Source organism: Bradyrhizobium sp. UFLA05-89 (assembly GCF_059803475.1).
In genome coordinates this window covers 1-5252 of sequence record NZ_JBANBA010000216.1, presented here as the reverse complement: position 1 = coordinate 5252, position 5252 = coordinate 1, and the positions used below count along the sequence as shown (strand labels likewise).

Below are 5252 nucleotides of genomic sequence, written 5' to 3'. Positions count from 1 at the left end.
TCGAACAAGGAGATGATCTGAAATGATCTAACAACCACTCATCCTTGACCAAGCCCATACAAGTATTCCAGAGACAGCGGTGGGATACGGAGAAGCCGCAGCGTACTGGATTCCCCGCCTTCGCGGGGAATGACTGCGATGGATCGGACACACAATCCTTCGCGCTTCGCGAAGGTGCAATGAGCGACGTCCGCCTAATACGTAATCTTCGGCGGCAGCTTGCGGGCCTTGGCGATGAGCTCGCCGACGGACTTCTCCGACGGCATCACACGGACCAGCTTCCGCTTCTCGTTCACCTCGCGCATGTTCTGCGCCAGCCGCGACGGGTTGCGATAGGCGAGCTCGCGGACAGTGGTGACGCCGGCGGCGCGGACGAGGTTGACCTTGGCTTTGCCCATGCCGGGAATGCGCATGTAGTCGGACACGTTGGCCCATTCCAGGAGCTGCTGCTCGCTGATGCCGGTCCTGGCTGACAGCGCCTTGCGGCCCTTCAAAGTGCTGGCAGCTTCGAGCAGCGCGACGGTGGTGCGGATGCCCTGCGCCTTCAGCTTGCTGGCGGCGAAGGCCGACAGGCCCTCAATCTCGGAGATGGGATATGTCATGATACTCAATATGAAATGCGAAAGCCTCAGGCGAACTGGCTGAGGCCCGGCGTCCCCGCAATGATTTTGCCCATCTGATCCGCTCCGATTTTGTCTCGACCGAAGCGAAAAAGTTCACGGGCGATCTTTTGAATGTCGGACATGCCGAGCCCAAGGCCCATCAGCCGGGTACCGACGGCCATCAGGCCGCCGCCCATCAGGCGAGATAGGCCGCCGCCGCTTTGCGACGCGGCAATCGCGGCTTCGGCACCGGGAATTTGGTCGATCAGAGCCTGGACGCCGTCGGAAGGGCCTTCGTTGCGAAGGAAGCCCAGGATAATGCCGATCGACTTTTCAGCGACAGCACTATCGATGCTGGCGTTTGTCGCCAGCCGCCCGATCAGCTCGTCCATGCGCCTGCCCCTCAGCCGGTTCAAGTCCGGAGTCTTGCTTCTGAAAATGATCTTGGGCCGGCGCGTTAAGAATTACAAGCGACGAACGCATGAGCGGTGACGAATCGCGCGGCGAGTGTTGCAGCGATGCAAGAGCGAAGGATGGAATTCGCGAAAAATTGCCGCGGTGCGAACCGATCATTTCGACTTTTGCGAAGAGACACACGCCTCATCTCTCACGATGTCGCATATGCGTGCCTCACGAGATGCGTTGACCCGTTCAATCGGCACCCAACATACGTTAAACTGCGGAACCTAAAGTTCGCATTCCCCACCAAGGCAAACAGTAATGGCGACACAAGACACCAATCCCGGCGATACCAGCGACAAGATCTTCGTCGGCAAGGGAGGCGAGACCGCCTGGCTGACGCTTGCGCTCGCCAACCGCCATGGCCTCGTCACCGGTGCAACCGGAACCGGCAAGACGGTGTCGTTGCAAGTGATGGCAGAAGGATTTGCGCGTGCTGGCGTGCCGGTCTTCGCCGCCGATATCAAAGGCGACCTTTCGGGCATCTCCGAAGTGGGAGAGGCCAAGGATTTCATCGTCAAGCGCGCAGCTGACATGGGGCTGACGTTCCAGCCCGACCAGTTCTCGACGGTGTTCTGGGACGTATTCGGCGAGCAAGGCCATCCGGTACGCGCGACCGTCACCGAGATGGGCCCGCTTCTCTTGGCGCGCATGCTGGACCTCAATGACGTGCAGGAGGGCGTGCTCAACGTCGCCTTCCGTGTCGCAGACGACAACGGCCTGACCTTGATCGACATGAAGGACCTGCGGGCGCTGCTCGACGCCATCGTGCCCGACACCAGCAAGAAGGGGCCGGATGCCGGAGAAGATCCGCTGGCGCCGATCCGGAAAGCTGCCCAAGGTTTCGGCAACGTCACCAAGGCAACCGTCGGGACCATCCAGCGCCAGCTCCTGGTGCTGGAGAACCAGGGCGGCACCAAATTCTTCGGCGAGCCGGCGCTGACGCTGAAGGACTTCATGAAGACCGATCGCGACGGCCGCGGCATGATCAACATCCTGGTCGCCGACAAGCTGCTCCAGAGCCCGCGACTTTATGCGACATTCCTGCTGTGGATGCTGTCGGAGCTGTTCGAGGAGCTGCCCGAGGCGGGTGATCTGCCCAAGCCGAAGCTGGTGTTCTTCTTCGACGAGGCGCACCTTCTGTTCAACGACGCGCCCAAGGCGCTGATGGACAAGATCGAGCAGGTGGTTCGCCTGATCCGCTCCAAAGGTGTCGGCGTCTACTTCGTCACGCAAAACCCGATCGACGTACCCGACCGGGTGCTGGGGCAGCTCGGCAACCGCGTGCAGCACGCGCTGCGCGCCTTCACCCCGCGCGACCAGAAGGCGGTCGCGGCCGCCGCACAGACCTTCCGGCCCAATCCGAAACTCGACACCGCCAAGGTGATCATGGAGCTCGGCAAGGGCGAGGCGCTGGTGTCCTTCCTCGAAGGCAACGGCACGCCGTCGATGGTCGAGCGCGTGATGATCCGTCCGCCCTCGGCTCGGATCGGACCGATCACGCCGGAGGAACGCAAGGCGATCATGGATGCAAGCCCGGTGAAGGGCAAATACGACACCGCGATCGATTCCGAATCCGCCTATGAGATTCTGCAAAAGCGCATCGCCGGTACCGCGGCGACCGCCGAGGGCTCGGCGAACGGAGGCGGCATCCTCGGCCAGATCGGCTCGATCGTCGGCACCATCTTCGGCACCAACACCGGCCGCGGCCGGCTCACCACCGGTCAGCGCGTCGTGCGCGACGTGACGCGCACGGTCACAAATCAGGTGGTCGGCGGCGTCGTCGCCGATCTCGGCAAGTCGGTCGGTGGCCAGCTCGGCGGTTCGGTCGGCCGCGCTCTGGTGCGTGGCGCACTCGGCGGATTGCTGCGCCGGTAGGCAGTCACGGGCTCTCGTCAAGGGGCTTTCCGTGTAGCCGTAGGTCTCCTCGCCTCGTTTGCGCGGAGGGATTCTCTCGAATGCCATGACCGGCTCGGGACTCACACCCGGCCGCTGGCTGGAGGCGCTGCCCGCCTTCGTCACCATCACCTTCGTGTTTGACATGTTCGACCTCGGCCAGCCGAACGTGCTCCTGCTGGCGATGATGCTCTACGGCTTCTGGAGCCTCCAGCACCAGCGGTTCTGGCTCGCCGGCTTCATGTTCGCGCTCGCCACCGCCATCAAGGTGTTTCCGGTTGCGGTGCTGCCTTATCTGGTGTGGCGCCCGCAGTGGGCGGCCGTCGTGAGCACGATCGCCTGCACCGGCATCTTTCTGTTCGTGGTGCCGGCGCCGATCCGCGGCTTCGACCACAACGTCACTGAGCTCAAGACCTGGTACCATTCCGATGACGGTGCTGATGCACCGCGCTGCTTTCGACGTGCGTGCGGGCGTGAGGCTGGGAACCTGGATCGCGCTGGCTGTCGCAGGCATTTTCTTGCTGCTGTCGCTGCCGTTGTTTCCCCTGGTCCTGCAGGCCTTAGGTAACAACCTCGTAGGCACCGTCGTTCTCGCGGGCGCGTTGGTCTGGCACATCAGGCATCCGCCAGATGCGTCTGGCCCGAAAGCCGCGGCGGAGCTAAAAGCAGCAGCGTCTTGAAAACCACCGCAAGTCAGGAACGAGAACAATGTCCAATGCACAGCTCCAGTCCGTGCTCGATCACATCGACAAGGATTTCGACAACAGCCTGACGCGCCTGTTCGCGCTGCTGCGGATCAAGTCGATCTCGGCCGATCCGGCCTTTGCCAATGATTGCAAGGCGGCGGCCGAGCATCTCGCCAAGGACATCGCAAGCCTCGGCGTTGCAACCGAAATCAGGCCGACCGCCGGGCATCCCGCCGTCGTCGGCAAGAGCAAGGCGAGCGGACGTCCGCACGTGCTGTTCTACGGGCACTACGACGTGCAGCCGGTCGATCCGCTCGATCTCTGGCACCGCCCGCCGTTCGAGCCCGTCGTCACCGATCATGCCGACGGCCGCAAGATCATCGTCGCTCGTGGCGCCGAGGACGACAAGGGACAGGTGATGACCTTCGTCGAGGCCTGCCGCGCCTGGAAGACGGTGACGGGCTCGCTGCCGATCGACGTCACTTTCCTGATCGAAGGCGAGGAGGAGGTGGGCTCGAAAAACTTCGTGCCGTTCATCGAAGCCAACAAGGACGAGTTCAAGGCCGACTATGTGCTGGTCTGCGACACGGGCATGTGGGATCGGAACACGCCGGCGATCACGACGTCGCTCCGCGGCCTGCTCTATGAAGAGGTGAAGATCACGGCCGCCAACCGCGACCTGCATTCCGGCGTGTTCGGTGGCGCGGCGATGAACCCGATCCGCGTGCTCACCAAGATCCTCGGCGGGCTGTTCGACGATGACGGCCGCATCACCATTCCCGGCTTCTATGACGGGGTGAAGGACTTGCCTGCGGATGTCCTGGAGCAGTGGAAGAAGCTCAATCTGACGCCGGAGACGTTCCTCAAGCCGATCGGTCTGTCGATCCCGGCCGGCGAGAAGGGGCGGCTGCTGATCGAGCAGGCCTCCTCGCGCCCGACCTGCGACGTCAACGGCATCTGGGGCGGCTACATCGGCGAAGGCTCCAAGACGGTGATCCCGTCGCATGCCTCTGCAAAGGTCTCGTTCCGCCTGGTCGAGGGGCAGGATCCGGCGAGAATCCGCAAGGCCTTCCGGGACTACGTGTCGGCGCGCATTCCGGGCGACTGCAAGGTCGAATTCGGCGACCATTCCGCCGCGCCCGCGATCGCGCTCGACTGGAACATGAAGCCGCTCGCTGCCGCCAAGAAGGCACTGACGGAGGAGTGGGGCAAGGAGACCGTGCTGATGGGCTCGGGCGCCTCGATCCCGATCGTCGCCGACTTCAAGCGCACGCTTGGGCTGGACTCGCTGCTCGTCGGCTTCGGCCTGGATGACGACAACATCCATTCGCCGAATGAAAAGTACGATTTGCGGAGCTTCCAGAAGGGCATTCGCTCCTGGGCCCGCATCCTCGCCGCGCTCGCGGAGGTGAAGTAGGCGCGGGGTGCGTAGGGTGGGCAAAGGCGCGAAGCGCCGTGCCCACCGTCTCTCCAGGATTTGTGAGAGAGAGGTGGGCACGCTTCGCTTTGCCCACCCCGCGAGAGCACCAAATAGTCGCTCGTGAAGAATTCGGAAGCGATTGATCTGTCGCTGTGATTTTGACGTGAGTAAGTATTCGATTGTGCAAGA

General features: G+C 62.9%; 4 protein-coding genes and 1 pseudogene. 3 read left to right on the top strand and 2 right to left on the bottom strand.

The window, feature by feature from the left end; genetic code table 11:
• Positions 1-194: 194 nt before the first annotated feature.
• Both SO139_RS45420 and SO139_RS45415 read right to left on the bottom strand, forming a co-directional pair.
• Positions 195-602, bottom strand: coding sequence for a DUF4332 domain-containing protein (locus SO139_RS45420; protein WP_449383840.1), 408 nt, complete (start codon positions 600-602; stop codon positions 195-197).
• Between the two features lie 26 nt (positions 603-628).
• Entirely contained in the window at positions 629-994 is a 366-nt protein-coding gene (locus SO139_RS45415) for a DUF2267 domain-containing protein (protein ID WP_498542084.1), read from the bottom strand.
• Positions 995-1322: 328 nt separating this feature from the next.
• Between SO139_RS45415 and SO139_RS45410 the strand changes: the two genes are divergently transcribed.
• From SO139_RS45410 to SO139_RS45400, 3 genes and pseudogenes are all read left to right on the top strand, one after another.
• On the top strand, positions 1323-2939 hold the full coding sequence (locus SO139_RS45410) for a helicase HerA-like domain-containing protein (protein WP_449383838.1): 1617 nt from the start codon (positions 1323-1325) through the stop codon (positions 2937-2939).
• 67 nt (positions 2940-3006) lie between these two features.
• Positions 3007-3637, top strand: a pseudogene (locus tag SO139_RS45405) (glycosyltransferase family 87 protein); the annotation flags it as partial.
• 28 nt (positions 3638-3665) lie between these two features.
• The gene (locus tag SO139_RS45400) at positions 3666-5060 is read left to right on the top strand and encodes a M20/M25/M40 family metallo-hydrolase (RefSeq protein WP_449383837.1); all 1395 of its coding nucleotides are present in this window, start codon (positions 3666-3668) and stop codon (positions 5058-5060) included.
• The last annotated feature ends 192 nt before the right edge of the window (positions 5061-5252 follow it).